Raw genomic sequence first — 22,771 nt, 5'->3', positions numbered from 1 at the left:
GCCCAAGGCTGAAGTGTGGTGACGTTGCCACGGCATGGCTACCCGCGGCCCAAGCGGTGCAGCGGTGCTCGCACCAACTAACTTCCTAGCGATTCCACACCGAGGGCAATCCACATCATTGCCAAACCTAAGGTCGCGCTGAAGATTGAATCGAATTTACGAGAACGAACCGCGAGCACGCCGAGAATTCGGGAATCAACCAGCCAGCGGATCACGGCCAAATACACCAGCGCCAACCCCAAAATGAATACGCCCCGGCGCCAGTGGTTCATCACAATAAGCCCGAAGACGACAATGAGTAAACCCGCGAAACCGTAGATCAACCCGCGTTGCAGCGAGGCCCGCAGAGGGGACGGCGGCACAACCCGATCGTGGGGATTGGCCAAAAGATGCTCTCGCACTCCCCCGATCCGCGCATGGGCGGAATGCTGATGGGGAGTGTGCGGAGAGTTGGGCGACATAGCTAACCGATCTGTTTTCTATGGAACTGCTGCTGTGCTTTTGGGTTCAGGGGGCGTGCTGCTCCGCGACTGGTACGTTCCTCATCCGGGTGTTGTCCCGCCGCGGGTTCGAACCTCCGAGCTACTGCTGCACCAGGAGCTCCGCACGTTCTACCACGTTGCGCACCAAGAAAGCGCGGGTCAGCGGGCCCACACCACCTGGGTTTGGGGAGATCGCTCCGGCTACTTCCCACACGTCAGGGTGTACGTCACCTGCAAGCTTGCCGTCTTCACCGCGGGAAACACCGACGTCGAGAATGGCTGCACCGGGCTTGACCATATCGGCAGTGAGCATGTGGGGCACGCCAGCAGCGGCAACAATGACATCCGCGTTGATGGTCTCTGCCTTCAGGTCCCTCGTACCGGTATGACACAGGGTAACGGTGGAGTTCTCGCTGCGGCGGGTGAGCATCAATCCGATGGGCCGACCAACCGTGACACCACGCCCGATCACGACAACCTTGGCGCCATTGAGTTCAACATCGAACCGGCGCAACAAGCTGATCGCACCATTTGGGGTACAAGGCAATGGCGCCGGCTCGTTGAGAACCAGCTTGCCCAGGTTGACCGGGTGCAACCCATCGGCATCCTTCGCGGGATCGATGCGCTCTAGCACCGCGTTTTCATCCAAGTGCTTGGGCAGCGGAAGCTGCACGATGTACCCGGTGCAGGCATCGTCAGCATTGAGCTCATCAATTACGGCATTGAGCTCTTCTTGCGTAACGTCCGCTGGCAGGTCACGGCGGATCGAGTTAACACCAATCTGCTCGCAGTCCTTGTGCTTCATGCGCACGTAGGAGTGACTAGCTGGGTCATCCCCCACCAGCACAGTTGCCAGTCCTGGCGTGATTCCCTTGTCCTTGAGCGCCTTCACTCGGTCGGCGAGATCAGCGAAGATCTCGTCGCGGTACAGTTTTCCGTCCAATTTAGTTGCAGCCATAGTTACCAATTATTCCACTTCCGGGCGGCGAATCCACCTTGAGCCCTTCCAACGACCTGCATCCAATCCCATTCTCCATCCTCATCCCCCGCCGCGTTCCCAATCTCCATCTTCATCCACCGCCGCGTGCCCATTCTCCATCTTCATCCACCGCCGCGTTCCTCGCACCTACCTCTTCGCCAACGCCCATCCTCCGCCGCGTTCCCAATCTCCATCTTCATCCCCCGCATCCCTTCTCCGGCATCACTCCCCTCCTCTGCGGCACCAACAATGTTGAATTAGCAGAACGAAAATCGTGGACGGGTTGGAGAGGTTAAGCGGTTGTCGAATTAGCAGAACGAAACGCAAGAAACGGCTTCGCACATGCCGAAGAAGCAGAATGAAACGACTGCGAAACGACGATTTTTGTGCATCTCGTTCTGTTTGTTGAACGTGTTTTGCGTTTTGAAACGCGTTTCGTATTTCGAACGCGTTCTGCACACCCCACCGCCGGAAGAAAACCGAACCTAATCCACGTAAAATGTGTCACGGATTCAGGCGAGGAAAATACTCATCACACCACGGGCAAGAAAGACGCCGGCAGTGGAATAAAGTACAAGTGCTGCCAGTCACGCACTTGAATTAACCGTCACCCTTGCTTGTTTCGATTCCGATACGCCTGTGCGTGAGTACGAGCAGCGCAATTCGTGCCCTCGCAAAATTTTCGCGACTTATTCTTGGATAAATCAACAAGGTATCGCTCGCACCCAGGGCGGGCACAACGCCGGAATCTGTCGATCCCACCCTGCGGTAAGAATCCCAGTAGGCCCAGCCCTGCCTCTACGCGGATGCGCGAAACAGCATCCGCGCTGTCTGCCGCCCAGTCGATGTGCCAATCCAGATCGTCATGGCGACTGAGATACGGGCGAACACTCAGCACCGCAATTAAACTATTCGTTCGCTCAACGGCACTTTCCATGTCAGGCGCGTCCACAATGGCTCGAAGCTCCGCACGCAACTCCTTGATCTCGCGGTTCCATGTCCGTCCGTTTTTCATGCTTCCTTCGTCAACGCGAAACAAACAATGATCAGCTACGAAGTGCTGCAACCAGCCAGGAGAATCGACAACATCCTCGTTATCCTCACCCGGCTGGGTTCCGTTCGAACCGGCACTATCTGTCTGAGCGCCGTTAGATTTCCCAGTACCCGGCTGGGTCCCATGTGCAGTGGCAACGCTTGGTTGGTTCACGCCCACCTGGGCGGCTCCCACGACTCCCAGGTCCGTGTTAACCAAATCCATGACTAAGGCCATACGAGGTGCGACGTCATGAGTAAAAAGCATGTTGACACCTTACCTAATCCCATGTTTCAATGTTCCCTCGTCATTAGCAAAATCGTTTTTTGATACTCACACATAGGTCATCAATGAAATCTACGGCACACTCCAGCTCCACGTCATCCAGCAACCCGGCACACCCCAGCTCCTCCTCACCCAGCAACCCGGCACACCCCAGCTCCACGTCATCTAGCAACCCGGCACACCCCAACTCCTCCTCACCCAGCAACCCGGCCCACGACCGTGTAAAGCCCCCAGAACATCCCCGGACTCGCCCCAGCATGATCGTGGCCATCCTCGCCGTGCTAGCAGTGGGGTTGAATCTGCGACCGGGAATCACGGGCGTCGCTTTTGTTTTGCCAGGCATTACCGAGGACTTCCACCTCGGATCTACAGCTGCGGGGCTCTTAACAACGGTGCCAATTTTGGCGTTCGTTTTCCTCTCGTCATCCGCGCCCCGCTGGGGGCACAAATTCGGAGTAGCCCGCTGCATCATGGTTTCGCTGCTTGTGCTGCTACTCGGATTCACTGTGCGACTCATCCCCGCAGTGACTGCTCTTTATATCGGCATGGCCGTCGTTGGCGTAGCCATCACCATCGGGAATGTGCTGCTGCCGACGTACATCAAGCATGCCTATCACCAACAAGCAGGTACACTCACCGCGGTTTACACCGTGTCATTATTCCTAGGCCCTTTGCTGGCCGCACTTGGAACCATCCCACTGACGAATGCCTTAGGATCGTGGCGCTGGGGCCTATTCGCGTGGGCCGGACTGATCTTGATTGCGATCCCCCTATGGTTGCCTCACATGCGAGCCGACGGAAAGGGGATGCGCGGCGAAGGCGCCAAGCATCCTTCCAGTCGCCCGCTGTGGTCCAACCCCATCACCTGGGCAGTGACTACTTATTTCGCAATCCTGTCGGTCTTGTTCTACACCATTTCCGCATGGCTGCCCACCATCCTGACCGACCGCGGGATCCCATTGGAACGCGGATCCAGCATGCTGGCAATCATCAACTTCACCGCCATCCCCCTAGCCCTATTGATCTCCCTGCGCGTCCACAACAGCGGCTCGCAGCGCTGGGCCACCGTCACCGGTTCCGCGCTGTTGGCCACAGGTATCTTAGGTATGATCATCGCCCCCACCAGCACGATCGTCGTATGGGCAGTCGTGTTCGGCATGGGTAACGGTGTGGCAACTGGTGTGGGCTTTTCCCTACCCCTCTTGCGCTCCGCCAACGGCCCAACAACCGCCACCCTCGCCGCTCTTTCCCAAACAGCGGGTTACACCCTGTCTGCCATGGGACCGATCACAGCTGGCTTCCTGCACGATCAGACAAATGACTGGATGGTGGTGCTGTGGGTGCTATTCGGCATGCTCGTCATCCAAGGAATTGCAGGCATGATCGCAGGCAGAAATATCTCCTTAGACATCACGGGGAACAGCGGGCAAACCGTCGCCAAGTCCTAAATCCAGGAACAGTCACCGGTTCCACCACACAGCAAGCGCCTAACCACGCGCACAAAAGCTTATGTGTTGGCCGAGGTATGCAGCGCGCGGAGGCAGCGCCCAACCACGCGCGCAAATGTTTGGCGCGCCTTACTCACCGCCAGGGAATCCCATCTGCCGCCATGCTTCATAGGTCGCTACGGCCGCCGCATTGGATAGATTCATGCTCCGGCGCCCTGGAAGCATTGGGATCCTCACCCACTGTGTGACCCGCGGATCATGGAGGACGTCCGGATCCAGCCCCGTCGGCTCTGGACCGAACAACAACACATCCCCCGGCTGGTACGTCACATCGGTAAACCACACATCCGCTTTCGTGGTGAAAGCGAAAACCCGACTGGGAGCACTTGTGGGGCGGCGAGGGGCGTCGTTGGAACAATCCCCAGCGACCGCAGTGCTAACCCTCGCGCCAGCAGAAGTAGCCCCAGCTCCACGCAAAGAAACCCTCGCGCCAGCAGAAGAAGCCCCAGTTCCGCGCAAAGAAGCCCCCGCGCCAGCAGGAGAAGCCCCAGCTCCGCGCAAAGAAGCCCCCGCGCCAGCAGAGGAAGCAGGCGCCCCACACAGGGAATCGAATGCGTCCCACACCGAATCGTGCAGGTGAACATCGGCAAGGTCGTGGTAGTCCAACCCGGCGCGGCGCACGTGCTTTTCCTCGAAGTTGAACCCCAGCGGCCCCGCGAGGTGCAGCGATGCCCCCGTCCCCGCGCACATCCGAATTGCGTTGCCGGTATTCGGCGGAATCTGCGGACGGTCGAAAAGGACGTGCAACCCGCCGTGTTCACTCATCGGGGAACCTTTCACATGACATAAGAAAACTGTTGCCTACGGGGAAGCCAAAGCGTGAGCCCTAGAAAAACCTAGTATGGCAATTTTGTGTAGAACGGTAGCCATGACTGATTCTCAATCTCGCGCTCACCGCACCCATGATGTCGTATTGTTCGGCGCCACGGGATTCGTCGGAAAGCTTACCGCCATCTACCTTGCCGACCGCGCACCGGAGGGCACACGGATCGCGTTGGCGGGTCGCGATGAACAAAAACTGGAACAGACCAGGAACGATATCGCCGCTCAGTACCCTCGCGCAGCCGAGTTTCCGCTCGTGGTCGCGGACTCCACCGATTCGGCCTCGCTGCAGGCCATGGCAGAATCGACCCGCGTGGTGATCACCACCGTGGGGCCTTACCTTCGCTTCGGCGAGAAGCTCACCGCAGCCTGTGCCACCGCGGGCACCCACTATGTGGATCTGTGTGGCGAAACGCTGTTCATGCGCCAGACCATCGACAATCACAACGTCACCGCCCAAGCCACCGGCGCCCGCATCGTCCAGTCGTGTGGCTTTGACTCTGTCCCCTCCGATATTGGCATGTTGCTGTTGCACGAGGAAGCCAAGAAGCACTCGCCTTCTCAATTGGACGACGCCACGCTGATCGTGAAGATGAAGGGTGGCTTGTCTGGCGGCACTGTCGACTCCATCCGCAATCAGTTTGCCGAGGTCGATAAGAACCCGAAGCTGGGGAAACTGCTGGCAGATCCCTACACCACCTCCCCCGACCGCGATGCGGAGCCGGACTTGGGGGCGCAGCCTGACCACGGTTTTGTATCCCTCGATGAGTACGGCGAGAAGGGCGGGTTTGCGGGCCCGTTTGTGATGGCCAGCTGCAACACCCGCGTGGTGCGCCGTTCCAACGCTTTGCTGGGTTTCGCTTACGGTCCGCGTTTGCGCTACCGCGAGTTCATGTACACGGGTAAGGGACTCAAGGGGCGCGCGACGAGCTACGCGATTGGCGCCGCCCTTGGCGTGGGCATCAAGTTGATTCAAAACGAGAAATTGCGGCCGAAGCTGGCGCGGTGGATCCCGGAACCGGGTGAAGGGCCGGACGAAGCTTCGCGTGAAAACGGGTTCTTCCGAACCACCCACTATGGCACCCTCAGCGATGGCACCCGGATTCGCTCCACCATGGAGATGCAAGCCGATCCTGGTTACAAAGGCACGTCCTTGCTGCTGGGCGAGGCCGCCTTGACCTTGGCACTGCACGAGGATGAGTTGCCGAAGGTCGGCGACAGCGAAACTGGTGGTGGTGTGCTCACGCCGGCTACGGGTCTGGGGATGCCCTATGTTCGGCGGTTGCGCGAAGCTGGTGTGAAACTCGGCACCGCGTAGCCTTGGGGGTTGATCGGACTCGGCTTGGTCGCAGGCTCGGTTTCGCCACGTGGAGGGCTGGGCTTAACCCCGGGAGGATCTTGGGCCTAGCCCAAGGGGACCGGGCGCGGGTTAGACCTCCACGCCACTGTTGACCCGCTCGATGAATTCCAGCATCGTATCGCCAATCAATGTGCGCGATGTGGGCTTGACGAACTGATGCCCCTCCCCCGGAACAACGAGGAATTCCGGGGTTCGACCCGTCGCGCGCAGAGCCTCGTACAACTGCTGGGATTCATCAATGGGCACGTTCGTATCGTTTTCACCGTGGATGAATAGCACAGGTGGAGTGATGTGTTCCGCCTTGTACAGCGGGGAAATCTCCATCAACAATTCCGCATCGTGCATGGGGTAGCCGTACTTCGGTGAAGCTGCGGAGGCCAACCACGGCTCGGTTGATTCGTAGTAGGTCTCAAAACTCGTCATGCCACAGGCATCGATAACACCGGCGAAGTGATCCGGGTAGCGGGACGCGGTAAGGACCGCCAAGTAACCGCCATAGCTTCGACCCCCAACGAAAACGCGGCCGGGGTGGGCCAGGTTGGCGTCGAGTAAAAAAGTAACTGTATCGGCAACGTCATCCATGGCGGCAAAGCGCCCGTAGCGATCGTCTGCGTGCGAAAAGGCGCGGCCGTGGCCCTTGCTGCCGCGGATGTTGGGGGTGAACACGGTGATGCCCGCGCTCACCAGCTGCGACAGGATGTCGTGGTTCACCGGGCGGGATTGGCCCTCCGGGCCGCCGTGCAGATGGACATATACCGGCCGCGCAGCATCCGGGGTGGCCACCGCATTGTCCTCGCCCTGGCTGGTTGCCGCGTTGTTTGCTTCCGGATTGCTCACCGCGGTGGCTGGATCCGGCATGTACAACCATCCCGATAGCTCCAACCCGTCACGGGCCACATAGTGGACCAATTCGGGCGTGGGTAATCGCCCGGCGCGGCTGCGCTCTTCCAAACGCGCTGAGCGGTCCGGGTCCAGTGGCTCCACGCGCCCGGCATCAACCTGCAGGATCTCCACCGTCGGAGGCAAGTTCGGCCCCTCCACTGTCAGTGCCAATAGGCCTCCGTCGTCCGTAATCGACAAACCAAAAGCCACCATGCCCGGCAGCTCCACGGTGCGACGAACCTGCACGCGCTGAGCTTCCCCCAACATGAGCACTTCCAAGCTGGACACCCCATCGTTGTTCCACAACACCGCGGCGGTCGTTAGATCCTCGCTGATGACGAACTCATCCACTTCGGATTCCGGGCCACTGATCAGGTCCTCCTGCTCCAGGCAACGCGGACGGCCGGTCTGCGGGTCCACCTCTACCACCAGGCGCAGGATCCGGCGGCGCTCCGCGTTGTGATCCGTGGCCACTAGCACCACAATCCGGTTGTCTCCCAGCGGGAGGATATGACCATCTTCGGTATTCGCACCCGGTTGCGGGCTTAACAGCGGCATCCATTGTCCCTCAGGAGTGACTAACAGCAGCTCGCGATTCCCTCGGGGACCAACGCGCATCAGGCAAAACCCGGCCTCGCTGGATACCAGCACGGCATCGCTGCGACGGTCCATCACCACATAGCGGGAATTCTCCGGGTCCACCAAACGCGCTTCGGACACCCCATCGGATGCCACTGCGTCCATTGCCAGGTACGTGCCATCCCACTCCACTAGGGTGGTTTTTGCATCGTGGGTATTGCGTAGTGCTTGGGCACCCGGCACCGCGGGATCGGTGGACACAGTGAAGGTCTCCAGTCGCTCCGAGCCCTTGGGTGAAACTTCACACGCAATCCACTTGCCATCGGGACTGTGCAGCACCCGTGTGACCGGCCCCTCCACCGGTAGCTGCACGTGCCTTTCCTCCCCTAACTCCCCATTTTCCAAAGCCACTTGAACGGCATACGGGTAATCCCCATCGCGGACGATATACGCAATGGCATCTCCCGCCGGAGCGATCGAAGGTCTGGTGGTATGGCGCATAGCTTCGCAATGTTAGCAGGTCACAATATGCAGATCCGGTTTCGGTAGCCGTGCGAAATGCTCGTTTTCCTGCGCGGCCCACATCTGCCACCACGCCTCAGGATTGCCGTCGCGGTTGCGCACCCGAATCCTTCGAGTTTTTTCCGGCGCTTCCAACACCACGGTCAGGACCCGCTCCCCACTGCGCTGCCGGGCTGCCTCGACCGTCTCGGGAGTCAGCGCGCCGGCGCCTTCCACAATGAGGTTCGCGTGGGGGTCCACCGGTTGCCACGGGCCATAGGCACTGTTAAACCAATCCCACTTCTGGTAGCCAGCTTGGCTCTTCTGGTTGCTGAGGATGGTGGTGCTCACTGCCTTTGAGGCCGACGCCAACCCGGCCCACCCCGGGTACGCGTCATCGAGGTGCACCAGTTGAGCCTTGACCAGCCCTTTGAGCCTTTGTGCGATACACGTTTTCCCCGCCCCGCTACGACCGTCAATAAGTACGGTCAAGGGGGCTTTACCTCGTGGTAATTGCCGTACCGCACGCAGAATAATTGTGGTGACTTCCACCGGGTCAGTTGCGATCATCAGTCCAATATAAGAGGCCGGAAGGTCGATTCAGAAGGGCGCTAACACAGCCTTGACAACGTCGGTTGAGGTGAACGTGGTGCGGGAGCACAGCCCGGCAATTCCCGCGAGAAACCGCTAAGGGTCCGGCAACCTTGGTTGCTTTGGACAAGGCACGGAAGTCGCTAACGGTAGCGGCGCATCATCCGCCCCCGGCCGGCCACCTGGGTTGCTTTGAACAAGGCACGGAAGTGCTGCTCACGCATACATTAGCTTCCCGTCACACCCAGCAGGCGGAAATCGCCAGTCCACACGGCAATCCCCAGTGCCAGGGCGCTGAGGGCAGCGCACACCAGCAGCACCCCAATGTCCCACGCCCCGAATGTCGCCTTCCTTCCCCACGTTCGAGGCAGGGGATTGCGGTTGGCGTCGGTAGCCCCAAAACCGCGCGCCTCCATCGCTGTGGCCAGCTTGCCACCTCGACGAAGTGCCAACACCAAAAGGGCAAACATCTGCTTGGGAAGCCGTGAGATCCGCGAACCATCACCCAAGCCGCGGGCGCGCCGGGCCCGTTCGAGGGCAGCCCAGTCTTGTTGGAACAAGGTGGCCATGCGCACACCCGCCACGGAACCTATGACGAAACGCGCGGGTAGTTTCCACAATTGGGCCAACCCATCGCCCAGACGCGTGGGGTCCAAGTTACGGGTGAGAATGACCGCAGGCAGACCAACAGCAAGAACGCGCACGGTCACGGCAACCGCCAGCGCGACGGAATTCTGGGTGATAGTGATCAGGCCGGCATCCACGTACACTTCGCCCCCGGCGCGCCCGTACAGCAACATACTGAGGCCAGTCAGGGGCGCCAGGAGGAGCAGTGGCCACCCTCTGCGGATCAATTCCACAGGGCCGGTGCCACACAGGGGCGCCAGCAGGATAATCCCGATCAAGGCGACGGTGGCGGACGTGAGATCGATGCTGAGAAGCAGCGGGGTGGTCAAGACAGCCAGGGCGAGCAGCCGCGTAGTGGGGTCTATGCGCTCCAGAATCATGCGGTTAACCTCCACTCGTGAGTGCCCATGAGCCGGCGGAAATCACGATCGTGCGTGATCGACAGCAGGGAGTATTCCTGTTCCACCAGCTGCTGGAATAACCGCACGAGTGTGTGGAACGTCGCGCGGTCTTGGCCGAAGGTGGGCTCATCTAAAATAAGCAGCCGCGGTCGCGTCGCGAGCATTGCAGCCACCGATAGGCGGCGCTTTTCGCCACCGGACAGGGTGTATGGGTTGGCTTTGGCCAGCCGGGACAGGCGCAGTTGCGCCAGCAGGTCGTCCGCACGCTGTTCGGCCTCCGCGGAATCCATCCCGACGGTGGCTGGCCCCAGCAGGAGTTCTTCGCGCACGGTGCGGGCGGCGAATTGATGCTCTGGGGATTGGAAAACGAACCCGATGCGGCGCACTAGATCTCGGGACTTCCACGCGTGGGGATGGGGGCTGTGGCGGCTCGGGCGGCGGAAGTTTGGTGCGCCCCTGTGCCCCAGCGTGTCACCGACAGCCATCATGCCGCTAGCTCCCGGCCCACTACTTTCCATTAACCCCCGCGCATTCACCTGCCCGGCCACGGGCCGCAGCAGCCCGGCAACGGTCAACGCCAAAGTGGATTTACCCGCACCATTATCCCCGGTCAGCACGGTAGACCCCGCCGGAAGTTGCAGATTCAACCCCTGCTGCACTGGGTGGTTGGCGTTCCACCCGATTTTAAGGTCGTGAGTGGTCACCAAATTCTTTTGGGTCGACGCCCCGCTGTCTAACGCTTCCAACTCAATTGGCACACCCGGCACCCACATCCCCGAGGCTGCGAGTTGTTCCCCATGCTGGCGCAGGATCTGGGCTATCGGGCCATCCGCGATGATATGGCTGGTGGGGGTTTCCCCGTCGGTTGCACCCAACACGATGGCGCGGTCCATGTGTTCCACCCACGTACCCACGCGGTGTTCGACCACCACCAAGGTAGCGCCGGTGGTTTTTGCCGCGGCGATCACCGCGTCGCGGACTTCCACAGTGGCCTGGGGGTCCAGGTTGGCCGTAGGTTCATCCAGCACGATCACGCCCGGTTGCATTGCCAGCACACCGGCTAGCGCAAGGCGTTGTTTTTGCCCACCCGAAAGCCGCTCGGTGGGCCGGGCCAACACGGCTTCGATATCCGTATCAATGCTGTCCAACCCCACGGTGCGCACAACCTGTCGGGCACGGCGCCACATCTCAGCGGGGTCCACTCCAAGGTTTTCGCAGCCAAAAATGATGTCATCGCCCACGCGGGCGGCAATGACCTGCGAATCCGGATCCTGCAGAACCATTCCCACCCGCCCACGGCAGTACTGTGGCAATTCCCCATCGATGGTCACGTGGCCGTGGGCTTCGCCTTCTTCCACATCCCCCAACACACCCGCGATGCCTGCGAGAAGGGTGGATTTCCCCGCGCCGGATGTGCCCAGCAGCATGACTTTCTCACCCGGGGCAATGCGGGCGTTGATGCCAGCGATGGCGGGATCGCGCCTCCCCGCGTGGCGCCAACCAAAGTTATCCAGAACGATTTCTGCGCCCATAGCGATGGGTCTAAATCTCCTCGCGACGCTCGCGACCAGCGGCAAAGCGGTCGAGCGCCCCCGTGGCGGCGAGACCTCGGACCAGGAAATAACCCAGAACCCCGGCCAGTACAGCACCGGAGATCACCATGCAGACGAGGTAAATGACCAGGTAGGAAGGGCTCATCGCCAGGTTTCCGGAGGTAAACAGCTCCAGGATCCACTCCAGCACCTCGGCACCAATACCGGCGAGGACGGCCACAGGCAAGGTGAACTTGCGGTATCCGAAGGCGAGGAAGGCCAGCTCGGCACCCAAGCCTTGGGCGAGGCCGGAATACACCGTTTCAATGCCCCACTGGTTGCCTAATAGTGCACTAACGATGGCCGCGACCAGCTCGACGAAGAGCGCCGCACCCGGTTTACGGATAATAAGGCCGCCCACCACACCGGCGGCCACCCAGATCCCGGTGGCCAAACCTCCTAGGCCGGGCGTGGCGGCGTCGAAGGCCCTGTAGGCGGCACCGCCCACACCATTCCAAATCCAAAATATAAGGCCGAATGCCACACCGAGGATCGCGGCCACGACGATATCCACCACGCGCCAACTGCGGTTGGGGCGTGTGGTGCGCTGGCCGGAGTTAGGGGTGGATGGGGTCGCTGCGGTCATGGTGTTCCTTTTGCCTTGTAAGCCTTGATCAGTAAGGCTTGATCAATCAGCACCTGTCAGGTCGTCTGGTGCTCCGGTTGTGGTATCGGACGAATCTTAACATTCCGGTTCCGCAGTTTCCGCGCCCGACGGCCCATGACCAGCACATCCACCAGCAAAAACGCGGCCAGCGTGATGCCGAACAGCGGCAGGAACACTCCCACGGTAGCGACCACCAGCACGCCCAGCGCCGTGGTTTGCCAACTGAAATTCTTCGGTGATCCAGGCACAAAACTGGTGCGGCGCTTCCACCACATCCGATAGCCCATGACCACCATCAAAGCTAGTCCCAACCCCACTACGAACAGCAGTAATTGCAGTGGCAGCCCGAACATAATTCCCATGTGCAGGTAGATACCCCAACTGGACAGCTTGCTGAACGTCGGCAGATCGGCGAAATCTTGGCGATCGATGATTCGCCCGTCCGAGCCGTCGACGGAGACTTGGTCGCTAGTCGTGCGCCACTCCACCCAGCGTTCGCTGGCCTTCCAGCCGGAGTGTTCGTCCTCTGGTGGGTATAGGCGCAATGGGCCGGTCAAACCTGCATCTCGCGCTGCGCGATAGACGGTATCCGCTTGCGTTGCCGGGACATCGGTCGTAGTGCCCGAAGTGTTGGCTACGGGGTTGCCGGCGGTTGGGCTATCGGCTGCAGAGTCGCTGGCCGCGCCGTCGGCCGCTGTGTCACTGCCGTCGTGACCTTCATGGTTGCCGTGGCCCTCATGTCCTTCGTGCCCGCCACCTGCCGCGGCCGCGTCACCCTCCCCGGCATGAAGTGAAGTCTCAATAGGGGTGGCCTTCCAATGCATGGATTCCACTAGCTTGTTGACGTTCTCGCCCGCCAGGCCGGACCACGTAATCCCAGTCGCAGACAAAACCAAGAGCGCTACTAGCAGCCACGTTCCCGTCACGGCATGTACCTTCATCGCCGTCTTCCGGGCGGCAGCGCGAGCCTTGGTGCCGGACACAGCCACTGCGTTGCCGCCAGTTTCCGGTAGCTCGCTGCTCTCTGCGGGATTGTTTTCTTTCCCGACGCCCCTCGCGCCTCCTAGCAGCATCGCCTTAAGGGTGGAGAAACGTCCTTGGCCACGGCGGATGCGGGCTGCCTTCGCGCGGATAAACCACAGGTAGAGCCCACCCAGCACCAGTATCCAGAGCCAAGACGCAGCCAGTTCGGAGTACAACTCACCTGGCTTACCTAGGTGGAAATCCTGGTGCAGTGCCGAGATCCAGTGGCGCAGCGGTAGCTCTCCTAGGCCGGAGTAGCTAGGTTGTGCGTCAATCACACTGGCATCGGCCGGGTTGATGAAGACTGCGAGGTCCTCGGTCTCGTCAATTGTGGGATCCGCGAGCAGGACACGGGTGGAATCGGTGGGCGTGTTAGCCGGCCATACTTGCAACACGTCTAGTCCCGGATGGGCCTTTTCCGCGGCAGCGACCTGCTGTTCCAGAGGAACGGGGTTGGTAACTTCCGCCACGGTGGTGGAATCACGATAGACGATGTTCTCTAGGGTGGGGGCCAGCGCGTAAAGACATCCGGTAAGGGCGGCCACCAGGATGAATGGCCCTACGAACATGCCTCCGTAGAAATGTATCCGCAGGAGGAATGCACGGATGGAAGTGCGAGTCATTGAAAATACCTTCGACTAGTTCTGGGACGGCTAACCGGGGAGGGGCTACCTACCGACAGGTTCACCATGAGGCTGCCTACCGGCAGGTTCACCCGTCTAAAGCCGGTGCGGGGCTAACCGTGTGAAAGGGCGAAGGTTTTTCGGGCGCCTGAAAAACTTCGTTCAGTAGTCGGAACTGCGTTGAAAATGGTTCCCAGAAATCGGGGGCGAACCTACAGGCGGGGCTAGCCGCCAGCGCGTGAGCTGGCTAATTACCAGCGATCGACCTACCCCCGGCGGTCGAGAAACGCACGGGTCCGAGATTAGAGAGTGTGCCGTTGGAAGAATTCTTCGATTTCGCTTGCGGCATACAAGGAGGCGGATGTCCTGTTCCGCTTGTCTTGGTCCTTTTTCGTTCCCTGAGCTGCCGCCGCCCCAGCCAGGCCCGTGAGCTCGCCCGGCCACGTATGACCAGCATCCCTAATGGCCAAGTGAATAACTTCGCCCTTGTGGGGGCATCCTGGCCACTCAATACGCAATACCTCTTTGGACACGTCGGTAGTTTTGGGGGCGGCGAAACATTGGGCGCGGGCGGCGTACAAACTGGTCAATCGAACAGCACCCAAGTAGGGAGTGTCATGCAGTACCCCACCCTTGTACTCAATGAGCGCATCCTTTCGGCCATGGATCTCCAAAAACGGCACAGTGGGACCATCGGCGAATTTCACGGTGCGAGGTTTGTCTGGATTCGATCCCTTGGCCGCGCAGCCTTCCCAAGTGCCTGGGTAATACGCCCCGGCAACAGAAGCGACGGCAGAAAAATCCCGGGGCATTTCGCAGGCCAGCTTGGCGACAAATCCGCCGCCGTTGGACATCCCGGTTGCGTAAACACGATGCTTATCCACCCGGTAGGTGGAAGAGACTTCGTCCAAAATCCGCTGTGTGAATCGTAAATCTTGGCCATCTTTAGTTACCGCGTAGGGCGCGCCTTCCCATGCGCGTCCCATCCCCGCCGGGTAGGCAACAATCGCTTTTTGATTGCTCAATCCGGCATATTTATCCATGTGCTTAGCATCTTCCCGGTAACCGTGGAATCCCATAATCAATGGAATGGGCTGCCCTTTGCTATTGAGCCAGGATGCTTCTTTAGGCACATTGAGAATGTATTTGCGCACCATCCCATCGCTTTTAATGGTGATTTCTTTATCCTGCCCCGGTTTCGGGGGCTTTGGAATTGGGCTGAACTTGGCTGCGCGGCGCAGTTCAGGTTTGGGTTGAGATTTGGGTTCGGATTCTTTATCCGGAGTGACGGCGATCGCCGATGTATTCGCGGGCGCAGTATCATTTACCTCATGTTGCGCCGAATCCTGTTCGCCGTTGGGTGATGGCGACCAGCCAGTTTTGCTTTGAATCAACCCACCCAGCGCAGCTGCGAAAGCCACCAAGGTAAGCACGACCACCACCGCGGTGATCCGGCGCCGGCGATAATACTTAGAGTCTAGGCTGAACTGCACACGGCCGATACTAACGAAAGTCCCGTGATTTCTGGTGCACCGCCCCAAAGGTTTTGGCTGCGCGTAATTCGGGTTCCATGGGTTCAATATGATCCGCCGTCACACTGGCTGCACCCGCCGCATTATGCACAATTCCCCTGATGACAACCAACGTTGTACTGAGGGCCTCTTTACGCTGGCGATTCCATAACCCCTGGGTAACCATAACATTGGCCAGCCCGGTTTCATCCTCTAAACCGAAAAACACCACTCCCCCGGCGGTCGCGGGGCGCTGGCGGTGAGTGACCACACCGGCCACGCGAATGCGGGTGCCGTCGGGAACCTCCAATAGCCGGTGAGCCGGAATAACGGGAGCGCCACCGCGAACCTGGCCGGCGCGCACCCCGGTACGGATGGGTAGCTCGTGCCACCGTTCGAGGATCTCACGCAATAAAGCCACCGGATGCCCATCCGGTGTGATGCCCGTGGCCGCGAGGTCCGCCGCCGTCAATTCGAATGCACTCATGCCGGGCAGCGCTGGCACCTGCATCAAGGAGCTTCCGGGCAACATACCAGGGCGCTCCGTAGCGGCAACTCCCGCGGCCCACACCGCTTGCCTGCGGTCCAGGCCCAGGCTTTCCAAAGCACCCGCGCGGGCGAGTTGTTCCACCTGCCGCACAGTCAGCCCAGCCTCCCGCGAAAGGTCACTGATCGTGACGAACGGCCCCTTGTGTTCGCGCACCTGAACAATTCGGCGGGCCACATCCTCCCCGATTCCGCTGACGGAGGCGAGCCCCAACCGGATTGCCCCCACGGGTTCAGCCGTCCCGCGGCCGAGCCCGTGAATTCCCTGCGGACGATTGGGGTCGGGGGCGGCGGGGGGCGTCGACCCAAAAAACGTAGGTGAGGCCGCAATAAAACCTGCCTCCGCACCAGGGCACGGGCCCTCATCGAGACCCGTGACCGCACCAGCTTCGGGGGCAGCACCAGCACCAGCTTCCGGGCCAATGCCCGGACCAACACCCGAGTCAGCACCCGGGTCAGCAACCGCTCCCACCACCGTGTCCGCCTCCACCCCGGATGCATTGATATCCACCGGCAGGATCTCCACCCCGTGGCGGCGCGCATCGGCAATCAGGGACGCGGGCGAGTAGAACCCCATCGGTTGCGCGCGCAGCAAAGCCACGCAGAACTCCGCCGGATAGTGGTACTTGAACCACGCGGAGTAGTAGACCAGCGACGCGAACGACTGCGCGTGCGATTCCGGGAAACCATAGGACGCGAAAGCCGCGATCTTGTCCCACAGACGATCGGCCACCTCCCCGGTGATCCCGTTAGTCCGCTGCAGGCCATCGTAAAACCGCTGACGCAACGCCGCCATGCGTTGTGGCGAACGCTTCGAGCCCATCGCGCGGCGCAGCGAATCGGCCTCCGCGGCACTAAACCCGGCGGCATCCACCACGACTTGCATGAGTTGTTCCTGAAACAGCGGCACCCCCAGCGTGCGGGTCAGCGCGGGTTCCAGGCTGGGGTGATCGAAGGTCACCGGCTCCAACCCATTGCGACGACGGATGAACGGGTGCACACTGCCACCTTGAATTGGGCCTGGCCGGATCAGCGCAACCTGCACCACCAGGTCGTAGAACGTGCGGGGCTTCAACCGTGGCAAGGTGTTCAGCTGCGCGCGGGATTCCACCTGAAACACACCCACGGCATCGGCTTTGGCCAGCATGGCGTACACCTCGGTTTCCACGGGATCCAGCCGCCACAGTTCCACGCGGCGCCCGCGGTGCTGCTCCACCTGATCGACGGCGTGGTGCAACGCTTCCAGCATTCCCAGCCCCAGCAGGTCGAACTTCACCAACCCCACGGCCGCGCAGTCGTCTTTGTCCCACTGCACCACGGAGCGGTTTTCCATGCGTGCCCATTCGGTTGGCACCACATCGGCGATCGGGCGATCGCAGATGACCATGCCACCGGAGTGAATCCCCAGGTGGCGCGGGTGATCCCGCAGTTGGTCCGCCACATCTTGCAGCAGTTCCGGGGCAGGTTCGATCCCGCGGCTCCACGCGTCCACCTGGCCTGGCGCGTATCCCAGCGCGCGGGCGGCATCGCGCAAGGCTCCTTTGCGCCGGTAGGTGATGACGTTGGCGACCTGTGCCGCGTTGTCTCGCCCGTAGCGGCGGTAGACGTATTGGATCGCTTCTTCGCGCCGGCCCGATTCAATATCCAGGTCGATATCCGGTGGCCCGTCGCGTTCTGGGGACAGGAAACGTTCAAACAGCAGTCCCGCCGCCACCGCGTCCACGGTCGTGATTCCCAGCGCGAAACACACCGCGGAGTTCGCCGCCGAGCCCCTGCCCTGGCAGAAGATGTCATTGGTGTGGCAGAAGTTCACGATGTCGTAGACGATCAGGAAGTACCCCGGGAAGCCCAGCTGCTCGATGATTTGCAGTTCCCGGTCGATGGTTTCCCATGCCTTGGCGTTCGCGGCGGTGTTCGTCCTCCCAGCTGTGTCGCTGGTTTCTCGGTTGGCTTGCTTGTTTGTTTCCGCGCCGCACTCTTTCTTTTTGGGTCGACGCCCATAGCGCTCCCCACCTCCCTTTTCCACCAGGGCTTTCAACCAGCTCATTTCGGTATGCCCCGGGGGGACTGGGTAGTTCGGGAGGTTCGGCGCAATCAGGTTCAGCGTGAACGCGCATTGTTCTGCCAGCGCGACGGCACTGTCGATGGCTGCACGGAGCCAGTCGCAGTCTCCCGCGAGTTGCAGCATTTCGGTTCGTGAGCGTAGCCACGATCCCCCGGTGGGGTGTGTAGTGGGCTCGGCGGAATGCAGGTCCAGCCGGTCGTGCAGGGCCGCTTTGACTCCCGCGAGGCGCGCGGAAGCTGGGCTGGCGCATGTGGCCACGGCACTGGCGAATTCGTGAACGCCCGGGTGGCGCTGGGCGCATCGGTGAAGTGTGCCGTTCCAGTCGCTATCGGCTGGGTCCATGGTGAGCTGGTACTGGATCGCGCAGTTTTCAGCACCGAACAGGTGAACTAATTCGTCTGCGCGTTCCGCCCAGTAGCGGTCGATAATGACGACCCAGTTTCCTTGGGCGCGCTGGGCAACGGCTTCCAGTGGCGGGTAGTTCACCGTGTCCTTATCGCGGTCTGCCATCTTGGCTTCCGTGATGAGTTGTGACAGGCGCCGGTAGCCTTCTTGTCCACGGCACAGGATTGCCAACGGGTGGCCTTTACCTTCCGCGAGGGAAAGCTCCGCGCCGAACACGGTGTGGATGTGCGGGCCACATTCAGTGGCATTGTGTTCTTCATAGCTATTCACCGCAGTGCCAGCTACCCCAGCATTATGTTCCGCTACCGCCGTGGCGAAGCGCGCAGCCCCGTACATGCCATCCCGGTCCAAGCACGCGAGGTACGTAATGCCCAGCTCCGCGGCCTTAGCGACCATCGCTTCGGGCTGGTCAGCGCCATGGAGGAAGTTGTAGGCGTGACAACTGCGCAACTCAGCAAACGGTTGTGGCGCCACCTTTTGGCCCGTGTTGGGTTCTTCCTCACCGCCGCCTTTGCCAGCACCGCCCACACTTCCAGTTTCTCCAGCACCGCGCCCAACACCCCCGCTTGTACTTTGACGAGCCCCCTCACCCGCAGTCTCGTCGGTATGCTCTTCCGATCGCTGAGCCTTATCCCACCAATGAACCCGAGCACCGTCGCCCACCCCGTCTGCGACACCGAGTGCATGGAGCGGTCCGGTATCCACACCGGAAAGAATGCGTTCCAGGCGAGACCAGCTCAATGCTGCGGGATTCCCGAAGCCACGCGCCTGCCCCTCCTGCTGGGGTCGGCGCGCAGACGGACGGTTCCCACTCTCCTTGCTCACGGTTCACAACCCTACCCCATTTAGAACACGTGATCTATTCAGTATCTGCAGCCTCTTCGCCTACCAATGCTGCCGCCTATTACGCAGAATGCAAGTGAGATCGCGAGCTCGCCGAGCGTCGAACGCAGCGGCCTCAATCAACACGCTCGCCAAATCAGCCGTGGCATTAAGGGCTTGATGAGCCACCTTATTCGCTAGTTTTTCCGCCACGCCAAAGTTCTCACACAACGCAATAAACCGCTTTCGACTGAGCCCAACTTCATTTCCGCCGACCTCGAGCGCAAGTGTGCGATCACCATAGGGAACAGTACTGGGAATGTCATAGACAGGAGCTAACTCGTATCCGAACCCCTTATTTATGACTGAAACATTTTTGGCATGCATGTCCCCATTACCACTTAACCACGCAAAAGCCAGCTGGAGCATAAGATCACGGGCCGCCAGCCTAGGAGCCGCAACTACTGCCAGCACTTGTTCGCAGACCTCTTCGAAGCTGACGTTGTATTTATCGGCTGGGTAAATACCGAGCAATTGACCCGCATCTTCCACCGGGTATTTATGGGGAAAGCATCCATCGAACCGCCGAACAACTAAGCCGGGCAATCCGTTTTTGTCGTGGACGATATCGGCATGGACGACACGTTTTTTCGCCATGGGCATTGCGCGATAAGCCCGCAGGCAGGAGTATTCGTTTTCCACTAGTCCTGGATACTCCGGTGGGGATAGTTTCACGATAGCTTCACCGCCAACCGGCATTGCGATCGTGCGCGCTGAAGCCTTATCTTGAACTCCCGCTAAAGCATGCGGATCACCCACGCCAGCAGCAGCAAGGACCGGGGAAAAATCCACTCCGTCACTACTTAAATCAACACTGCCGGGAATGATTGCCGGCTCCCTCCCCTCTGGGAGCACTGAAACGTTTCCCACAGTGTTTTCCCCGACAGACAACAACAGTCCCAGATCATCATCGGCGGAAGTTTTCACCGACCGTTTTAGGGCACTTAGCCTCCGCCCCTCTGGCAACAACCCGGCAAAAATGCCGGCAGCTGTCCAGGTGGCAACATGATGGGCGGCGCACCTTTCGGAAGGGTGGTCGCTATAGCTGGAAGGTCCGAAAGCTTATATTCCGTCAGGTACTGGAACGTCGTTCCTGTTCTATCCCTCGTAATGGTTGCGGCAAGAGTATCCCCCGCCCATACATTGGCAATCATCGCAGCGCCTTAGGAACATGCACTTGCACCGCGAACTCAAGCCCAATCGCGCCTAAAACTTGCACAGCTTTATCCAGCTGGATCGTCTGTTTACCCGCCTCAATAGCCCGAACCGTCCGTTCGGCGACCTGTGCAAGGTCCGCAAGCTCCTCTTGAGTCAGGTTCAGCTCACGACGGCGATTCCGCACAGCACTTGCCAGATCCAGCACTCCACTCACCTACCTACCTGTTAACCGAACGAAACTTCACACTAACTACCACGCACCACTACCGGCAGGAATTTGCCGGTTTTCCTAGTTAACCTTACGCAATACCAACCCGAACCCTAAATCCGGCACGATCATGCCTATTAACCAGACAAATGAGCCTCACCCCCTACCAAGGTGGCCCAATCCGACAAGCCAAGGCCCCGAAGATCGACGGCAACCTCAGCCCCCCCACCAAGGTGGCCCAATCGGCACGAACGCGCCTATTGGGTTCTTTGCCGAACTCTCGACGCGTTTCCCCACCGTTGGGTCATGCCCGTAACGCACAATATCCCCAGCAATGCGCTTTCCACCATCCCACGTGAAACCCCAATCTTGCGCAAATCCCGAAATGATCGCACGTCGGGGTGTTGTCTCAAAGACTTGAGAACGTAGATGTAGCCAGTTTCCTAATCAGCATCACCAATTTCAGGTATCCACAACAGTGGCACACACTAGTGTTTGACCACCGGTTTCGTACATGCGATTTGCGAGGGGATCTCGGTACATGGCCGATTCAGTGCCGTTTTCGAAAATCACGCTCCGGTGTCACCGTCCAGGCCACGCCCGAGTTCATCACCCCATCGACCAGATATTCCAGCCGGTCGTAGATGTTCTCGCGCGCAACCTCGGCAGGAACCAGCCCGGCAGCAACTTCAAAAATATCCGCCCAGGTAAACGTCGAACGCTCCGCAATCACGGCATTAACCACCTGCGCCACCGTTGGCATCTCGGCATCATCCAGGCCGATAATCTCCGCACAACCGTTTTTCGCCTGACCCCGCTGGACACCCAAAGAGGAAGAGATTTCTGCGCGCAGTTGCGCCTGATACAACATGCCCGCCGCGCGTGCTTCGTGATACAAACTCACGCCATCAATCGTGCGGAACTTCCCATCCAAACTGCGCTGCTTGTTGTTGACCAACACATGCGCATGCACATGCGGATCACCCACCACACGAGGTGCGGTGCTCATACCGCACACCAGACAGACCAAACAACCCCTTTGTAATTATTTGCTTCGGATTGGTTGGATTAGGATGATGTGTATACACCCCGCATGCAACTCCAAATACCGCAACGCCGTAGCAACAGTCTTCTCGTGTGCGGCATCCACCGCCGTACGCACCCGCTCATCATCAGAAAGCCCCCACAACACCGACACACTTTTCGGCGTACACAACGTCATATCGTAGCCCGGCACACCACGGTCTCCAGGCGCCCGACCCAACGTCACACCACTGGGAGCCTGCGCGTGATAAAACCACCGCGTGACGTCCTTTCCCTCCACAGCCTGACCATTTTTCACACCATAGGTACGCTCCAACAACGGCTCAGCCTCAGGCACAACACTCACCACCCACGCGCGTGCAGGCTGGCGTCCATCCTCGGAATAATAAGCCTCAACGCCACGCGTTTCATCGACTGTCGACTCGTATTAGGCGACAGATTCAGAGTGCAGTTTCGACAAGGTCAACACGACGTCTCCGCACACCTCCTACAACCGCACTATGAGCACATCGGCCAATCTCGCATGTTTACTGCAAATGTACCAGTGTTTTTTACTGCTTGCAGCAGTTGCGCTGCTTGTGTCAGTGCTGGCTGGGGCGATCGGTGTTTTGTGCGTGAGTGGTGGGGCGTTTTTCGTGCAGCAGTCATAGAGAACTGGGGCGTTGTTATGCCACTTGCGCTAACGAAAAACGGTGTACAGGACGTAGCTTGGCGCCGGTCTCCACGCCCAAGGCGCGAACACGTTTAGTCGAATCAAGACAAGTGTGCGTCAGCGTCTGGAGCCTTACTCTAGCTCCTTCATGTGGAAGGCCTTAGCGACCAACTCCAAACGGCTGCTGGCATCAAAGGAATCGACGGCTACCTAGCAGCCTTTCCCAACGCACTACGCGGACTAGAAGGCAGGCGCCTGCGCAACGTTGTTGAAGCCGTGCACAGTGGCGTCTTGGAGGGCTGGCGTCCCACTGAGGAGAATGTCGCAGCCATTGCCCAGTCGCGTGAGCGTGGTCCGATGACCCCCGAGCGTGCCCAGGCGATCTGCGACCGGGTACGTGCACGA

At 60.0% G+C, this 22,771-nt stretch carries 17 protein-coding genes and 4 pseudogenes; 3 read left to right on the top strand and 18 right to left on the bottom strand.

The window, feature by feature from the left end; genetic code table 11:
* Positions 1-77 precede the first annotated feature (77 nt).
* The 4 genes from HMPREF3098_RS01480 to HMPREF3098_RS11440 all read right to left on the bottom strand — a co-directional run bounded on the left by HMPREF3098_RS01480 (position 78) and on the right by HMPREF3098_RS11440 (position 3,050).
* Positions 78-461: a DUF3017 domain-containing protein gene (locus HMPREF3098_RS01480; protein WP_070433732.1), complete on the bottom strand. Its 384-nt coding sequence runs from the start codon at positions 459-461 to the stop codon at positions 78-80.
* Between the two features lie 121 nt (positions 462-582).
* Complete coding sequence (locus HMPREF3098_RS01475; protein ID WP_070433731.1) at positions 583-1,440, bottom strand: bifunctional methylenetetrahydrofolate dehydrogenase/methenyltetrahydrofolate cyclohydrolase; 858 nt, start codon at positions 1,438-1,440, stop codon at positions 583-585.
* A 628-nt stretch (positions 1,441-2,068) separates the two neighbouring features.
* Positions 2,069-2,761: a CGNR zinc finger domain-containing protein gene (locus tag HMPREF3098_RS11620; RefSeq protein ID WP_070433730.1), complete on the bottom strand. Its 693-nt coding sequence runs from the start codon at positions 2,759-2,761 to the stop codon at positions 2,069-2,071.
* 43 nt (positions 2,762-2,804) lie between these two features.
* A complete protein-coding gene (locus HMPREF3098_RS11440; RefSeq protein WP_168155969.1) occupies positions 2,805-3,050 on the bottom strand; it encodes a hypothetical protein in 246 nt (81 codons plus the stop codon).
* Between HMPREF3098_RS11440 and HMPREF3098_RS01460 the strand changes: the two genes are divergently transcribed.
* Positions 3,037-4,227, top strand: coding sequence for an MFS transporter (locus HMPREF3098_RS01460; protein ID WP_070433728.1), 1,191 nt, complete (start codon positions 3,037-3,039; stop codon positions 4,225-4,227). The genes HMPREF3098_RS11440 and HMPREF3098_RS01460 overlap by 14 nt on opposite strands.
* 129 nt (positions 4,228-4,356) lie before the next feature.
* Here the strand turns inward: HMPREF3098_RS01460 and HMPREF3098_RS11185 are convergent.
* Together HMPREF3098_RS11185 and HMPREF3098_RS11180 are read right to left on the bottom strand one after the other, a co-directional pair.
* Positions 4,357-4,611, bottom strand: a pseudogene (locus tag HMPREF3098_RS11185) (tRNA (cytidine(34)-2'-O)-methyltransferase); the annotation flags it as partial.
* Between the two features lie 210 nt (positions 4,612-4,821).
* Positions 4,822-5,052 (bottom strand): annotated as a pseudogene (locus HMPREF3098_RS11180) (tRNA (cytidine(34)-2'-O)-methyltransferase); the annotation flags it as partial.
* A gap of 103 nt (positions 5,053-5,155) precedes the next feature.
* Between HMPREF3098_RS11180 and HMPREF3098_RS01445 the strand changes: the two are divergent.
* Positions 5,156-6,427: a saccharopine dehydrogenase family protein gene (locus tag HMPREF3098_RS01445; protein WP_070433727.1), complete on the top strand. Its 1,272-nt coding sequence runs from the start codon at positions 5,156-5,158 to the stop codon at positions 6,425-6,427.
* A gap of 111 nt (positions 6,428-6,538) precedes the next feature.
* Here HMPREF3098_RS01445 and HMPREF3098_RS01440 read toward each other — a convergent pair whose 3' ends face one another.
* The 12 genes and pseudogenes from HMPREF3098_RS01440 to mobF form a co-directional block, all read right to left on the bottom strand.
* Positions 6,539-8,431: an alpha/beta hydrolase family protein gene (locus HMPREF3098_RS01440; RefSeq protein ID WP_070433726.1), complete on the bottom strand. Its 1,893-nt coding sequence runs from the start codon at positions 8,429-8,431 to the stop codon at positions 6,539-6,541.
* Between the two features lie 12 nt (positions 8,432-8,443).
* Positions 8,444-9,001, bottom strand: coding sequence for a nucleoside/nucleotide kinase family protein (locus HMPREF3098_RS01435; protein ID WP_083283906.1), 558 nt, complete (start codon positions 8,999-9,001; stop codon positions 8,444-8,446).
* A gap of 248 nt (positions 9,002-9,249) precedes the next feature.
* Positions 9,250-10,029, bottom strand: a complete 780-nt coding sequence (locus HMPREF3098_RS01430; RefSeq protein ID WP_070433725.1) for an energy-coupling factor transporter transmembrane component T family protein — start codon at positions 10,027-10,029, stop codon at positions 9,250-9,252.
* Entirely contained in the window at positions 10,026-11,582 is a 1,557-nt protein-coding gene (locus tag HMPREF3098_RS01425; RefSeq protein WP_070433724.1) for an ABC transporter ATP-binding protein, read from the bottom strand. Before HMPREF3098_RS01425 ends, HMPREF3098_RS01430 begins: the two co-directional genes overlap by 4 nt.
* A gap of 10 nt (positions 11,583-11,592) precedes the next feature.
* Complete coding sequence (locus HMPREF3098_RS01420) at positions 11,593-12,228, bottom strand: ECF transporter S component (protein WP_070433723.1); 636 nt, start codon at positions 12,226-12,228, stop codon at positions 11,593-11,595.
* A gap of 56 nt (positions 12,229-12,284) precedes the next feature.
* Complete coding sequence (locus HMPREF3098_RS01415; protein ID WP_070433722.1) at positions 12,285-13,895, bottom strand: PepSY-associated TM helix domain-containing protein; 1,611 nt, start codon at positions 13,893-13,895, stop codon at positions 12,285-12,287.
* 302 nt (positions 13,896-14,197) lie between these two features.
* On the bottom strand, positions 14,198-15,388 hold the full coding sequence (locus tag HMPREF3098_RS01410) for a CE1 family esterase (RefSeq protein ID WP_070433721.1): 1,191 nt from the start codon (positions 15,386-15,388) through the stop codon (positions 14,198-14,200).
* A 10-nt stretch (positions 15,389-15,398) separates the two neighbouring features.
* Entirely contained in the window at positions 15,399-19,247 is a 3,849-nt protein-coding gene (locus tag HMPREF3098_RS01405; protein WP_070433720.1) for an error-prone DNA polymerase, read from the bottom strand.
* Positions 19,248-19,307: 60 nt separating this feature from the next.
* A complete protein-coding gene (locus tag HMPREF3098_RS11755) occupies positions 19,308-20,003 on the bottom strand; it encodes a type II toxin-antitoxin system HipA family toxin (protein WP_246815803.1) in 696 nt (231 codons plus the stop codon).
* A 213-nt stretch (positions 20,004-20,216) separates the two neighbouring features.
* Positions 20,217-20,458: pseudogene (locus HMPREF3098_RS11750) on the bottom strand (HipA N-terminal domain-containing protein); the annotation flags it as partial.
* Positions 20,455-20,667 carry a helix-turn-helix domain-containing protein gene (locus HMPREF3098_RS01395; protein ID WP_070433719.1) on the bottom strand — a complete coding sequence of 71 codons (213 nt, stop codon included), beginning with the start codon at positions 20,665-20,667 and terminating at the stop codon, positions 20,455-20,457. The pseudogene HMPREF3098_RS11750 and the gene HMPREF3098_RS01395, both read right to left, overlap by 4 nt.
* A 553-nt stretch (positions 20,668-21,220) precedes the next feature.
* A pseudogene (gene mobF / locus HMPREF3098_RS11745) lies at positions 21,221-22,111 on the bottom strand (MobF family relaxase); the annotation flags it as partial.
* Between the two features lie 405 nt (positions 22,112-22,516).
* Here mobF and HMPREF3098_RS01380 point away from each other — a divergent pair.
* On the top strand, positions 22,517-22,771 hold a 255-nt coding region (locus HMPREF3098_RS01380), incomplete at its 3' end, for a hypothetical protein (protein ID WP_141739628.1).

Source organism: Corynebacterium sp. HMSC28B08 (genome assembly GCF_001806865.1).
Taxonomy (GTDB): Bacteria; Actinomycetota; Actinomycetes; order Mycobacteriales; family Mycobacteriaceae; genus Corynebacterium; species Corynebacterium auriscanis.
The sequence above is the reverse complement of the archived record's forward strand: the minus strand, read 5'-3'. Positions and strand labels throughout refer to the sequence as shown.

Coding starts and splice junctions, on each gene's coding strand:
- HMPREF3098_RS01420 (WP_070433723.1), bottom strand. CDS start 12,228: ATGACCGCAGCGACCCCATCCACCCCTAACTCCGGCCAGCGCACCACA.
- HMPREF3098_RS01430 (WP_070433725.1), bottom strand. CDS start 10,029: ATGATTCTGGAGCGCATAGACCCCACTACGCGGCTGCTCGCCCTGGCT.
- HMPREF3098_RS01435 (WP_083283906.1), bottom strand. CDS start 9,001: ATGATCGCAACTGACCCGGTGGAAGTCACCACAATTATTCTGCGTGCG.
- HMPREF3098_RS01475 (WP_070433731.1), bottom strand. CDS start 1,440: ATGGCTGCAACTAAATTGGACGGAAAACTGTACCGCGACGAGATCTTC.
- HMPREF3098_RS11440 (WP_168155969.1), bottom strand. CDS start 3,050: ATGGCCACGATCATGCTGGGGCGAGTCCGGGGATGTTCTGGGGGCTTT.
- HMPREF3098_RS11620 (WP_070433730.1), bottom strand. CDS start 2,761: ATGCTTTTTACTCATGACGTCGCACCTCGTATGGCCTTAGTCATGGAT.
- HMPREF3098_RS11755 (WP_246815803.1), bottom strand. CDS start 20,003: ATGCCGGTTGGCGGTGAAGCTATCGTGAAACTATCCCCACCGGAGTAT.
- HMPREF3098_RS01415 (WP_070433722.1), bottom strand. CDS start 13,895: ATGACTCGCACTTCCATCCGTGCATTCCTCCTGCGGATACATTTCTAC.
- HMPREF3098_RS01425 (WP_070433724.1), bottom strand. CDS start 11,582: ATGGGCGCAGAAATCGTTCTGGATAACTTTGGTTGGCGCCACGCGGGG.
- HMPREF3098_RS01460 (WP_070433728.1), top strand. CDS start 3,037: ATGATCGTGGCCATCCTCGCCGTGCTAGCAGTGGGGTTGAATCTGCGA.
- HMPREF3098_RS01480 (WP_070433732.1), bottom strand. CDS start 461: ATGTCGCCCAACTCTCCGCACACTCCCCATCAGCATTCCGCCCATGCG.
- HMPREF3098_RS01440 (WP_070433726.1), bottom strand. CDS start 8,431: ATGCGCCATACCACCAGACCTTCGATCGCTCCGGCGGGAGATGCCATT.
- HMPREF3098_RS01445 (WP_070433727.1), top strand. CDS start 5,156: ATGACTGATTCTCAATCTCGCGCTCACCGCACCCATGATGTCGTATTG.